Below are 2,832 nucleotides of genomic sequence, written 5' to 3'. Positions count from 1 at the left end.
AACTACCTATCTCCTGAAATAGATTTTGACCATGAGTGGCAACGTTTAGCTGAACCAACTCAGGCAGTTGTATCCATGTACGCCCGTGGGCGCGACTATCACAAGGTGATGCGCAATCGTTTGCAAGAGTTTGCGCAACGAATTGAAAAACAAATTGGCGCATTTGGTTATCGTGTATTTACCGACTCAGCTCCATTAATGGAGGTGGAGTTGGCTCGTAAGGCAGGCTTAGGTTGGCGAGGCAAGCATACGCTCTTGCTTAATCGTGAATCTGGGTCTACATTTTTTTTAGGTGAGATATTGGTTGATGTCCCGCTACCGATTGATCAAGAGGAAGATTCCCATTGCGGTACTTGCCAATCTTGTATTGATGTATGTCCCACACAAGCTATTACCGCCCCTTATCAATTAGATGCACGACGCTGTATTTCTTATTTAACGATTGAAAACCCAGATGCCATTCCGGTGGAATTTCGTAGGGCAATGGGTAATCGTGTTTATGGATGTGACGACTGTCAGTTGATTTGTCCTTGGAATAAATTTGCGCAACGTACAGCCTTACCTGACTTTGCTGAACGACATGGTCTTGGAAGAGCTAGTCTCTTGCAGCTTTGGTCTTGGACTGAGGAAGAATTCGAGAAGCGTCACGAAGGTAGTGCAATTCGTCGTATTGGTTACACCCGCTGGCGCAGAAACTTAGCTGTTGCGATGGGGAATGCCTTGGCTGATGGTGAGGTATCGGAGATTGAGCAACGCTCCCTCAGAAAGGCTTTATTGGCCTGCTTGCCAAGCTCGGATAGTTTAGTGGCCGAGCATATTCAGTGGGCCCTAGATGCCTAGATAAATTGGAAGCTTAAGCCCTATCTCACTTACAATCGTTTCATGTCATTAGCCGATAAACCCGATATAGACCCTAGCGAAATTGCTCTTGAAGGTTTGGCTGCACAACGCTTTAAAGATTCCAGTCATGCTTTTTGGTCTGGCATTCGTGATGCTGCAGGAGCCCCAGCTATGGTCTTGTTTGCAGGCATGGTAGGTTTTGGTGCGATGGGCAAAACGAATGGTATGGATGTCTGGTTTACCGGCGCCACCAGTTTCTTGATGTTTGCATTGCCTGGTCAGGTGGTATTGCTAGAGATGGCTATAACAGGATCTTCACTGCTAGCTATTGCACTGGCAGTGACTTTGACATCCACGCGCTTTATCACAATGACTGTGACGCTCTTTCCTCAGCTCCATGAAAAAGATCGCAATCACGGTCTCTATGCTTCGGTTCATCTGCTAGCAATGACAGCATGGGCAATTTCGATGCGAGAGTTTCAGACTATTGAGGCAAAGCATCGTCTAAGTTATTTCATGGGTCTTGGCCTCTTGTGTTGGCTGATCTCAGTGCCCGGTACTATTTTGGGTTACTACTTGGCTGGTATGGTGCCTCCAGCCATTACGCTTGGTTTAGTTTTTATTAATCCTTTGTTCTTTTTGCTGACATTTACTGAAGTAAAGGTCTGGATTAATCGAATTGCTATTGGTCTTGGATTTGTACTGGGTCCTTTTTTCTTTATTTTGGATCGCGATACGAGCTTGCTGACTACTGGTTTAGTCGCTGGAACTGCTGCCTATTTATTTGATCGCAAAGTGTTGCGTAAGAAAGCAGGGGTAATAGGCTAATGAATACCGCTCTTCAAGGCTGGGGTTTATGGATTGCCTTAGCTGGCGCTACTCTTGGAACTTATTTTTGCCGTGCCATTGGTGTTTTGCTCGCCAAAAAAATTAACCAAGACAGTGAAATCTTTCGTTGGCTTGCCGCAGTAACCTATGCCATGGTTGCAGCTTTAGTGGTCAGAATGGTCTTGATGCCAATTGGTCTATTAGCAACAGTACCCATATGGATTCGGATTCTGATTTGCCTTCTCAGTTTGGGTGTGATGGTTTCAAAACCAACCCACCGCCTCGTTCCAGCCCTATTGACTGGAACGCTTCTGATGTTGGCTTACGGCGTTATACGCTAAGCAAATCTTAAGTAGTTTGATTTAAAGATGGGCAGCCAAAATTTTGGCAATGTGTACTGCATCTCTTTGTGTGCCATCGGCAATCTGGTGGCGACAGCTTGTCCCATCTGCAACCACCCAACTGTCTGGGGCCTTTCGTATTGCTGGTAAGAGGCTAGCTTCTGCCATTTGCTTTGAAACCTCAATATGCTCAACTTCATAACCAAAGCTACCTGCCATACCGCAGCAGGATGATTCAATCAGTTTAGGTTCGGCATTCGGGATTAACCTCAAGAGCTCCATCGCCGGTGTTACAGCAGCAAATGATTTCTGATGGCAATGACCATGAAATAACACCGGGCGCGAGGCTGGCTTTAACTGAAGTCGCAGTTTTCCACTCTTTGCTTCTTGAGCTAAAAATTCTTCTAAGAGCTGTACATGCTTACTTACTGTCACCGCACGCTCACCAAAGCCCATGACTAAAGCTTCATCCTTCAAGGTGAACAGGCAAGAAGGTTCTAGACCAATGATAGGAATATTCTTTTCTGCAAATGGCGCAAGATGATTTACCAACTCATCCAAACTGGCTTTGGCTTTATCCACCATACCAGCGGCTAAATAGGTGCGGCCACAGCAAAATTCCTTAGAACACGTATTTGGTGTGGAGTCTGCTTTTTCCTTAGCCAAGCTCTTCTGTGGAATATGGACACGATATCCAGCAGCCTTCAGTACCGCAAGTGCTGCTTGTAAATTCTCATCTTCAAAGTAGGCATTGAAGGTATCTGCCAACAGCACAACGCCTTTATTACCATTGGCATCATCTTGACTGAGTTCAGCCGGGGTA

4 protein-coding genes are annotated in these 2,832 nt (G+C 45.8%); 3 read left to right on the top strand and 1 reads right to left on the bottom strand.

The features are described from left to right. From queG to B7X71_RS14680, 3 genes are all read left to right on the top strand, one after another. The coding region (gene queG, locus B7X71_RS14690; RefSeq protein ID WP_293601194.1) for a tRNA epoxyqueuosine(34) reductase QueG at nucleotides 1-840 on the top strand (840 nt) is incomplete at its 5' end. A 42-nt stretch (nucleotides 841-882) separates the two neighbouring features. Then, the gene (locus B7X71_RS14685; protein WP_293601192.1) at nucleotides 883-1,668 is read left to right on the top strand and encodes an AzlC family ABC transporter permease; all 786 of its coding nucleotides are present in this window, start codon (nucleotides 883-885) and stop codon (nucleotides 1,666-1,668) included. After that, nucleotides 1,668-2,009, top strand: a complete 342-nt coding sequence (locus B7X71_RS14680; protein WP_293599489.1) for an AzlD domain-containing protein — start codon at nucleotides 1,668-1,670, stop codon at nucleotides 2,007-2,009. The genes B7X71_RS14685 and B7X71_RS14680 overlap by 1 nt, the downstream gene beginning before the upstream one ends. 21 nt (nucleotides 2,010-2,030) lie before the next feature. Here B7X71_RS14680 and B7X71_RS14675 read toward each other — a convergent pair. After that, nucleotides 2,031-2,832: heterodisulfide reductase-related iron-sulfur binding cluster (locus B7X71_RS14675; protein ID WP_293601191.1), on the bottom strand; the 802-nt coding region annotated here is incomplete at its 5' end.

This window comes from Polynucleobacter sp. 39-46-10 (assembly GCF_002282275.1).
Note: the sequence above shows the minus strand (reverse complement) of the source record. Positions and strands in the feature narration are given on the sequence as shown.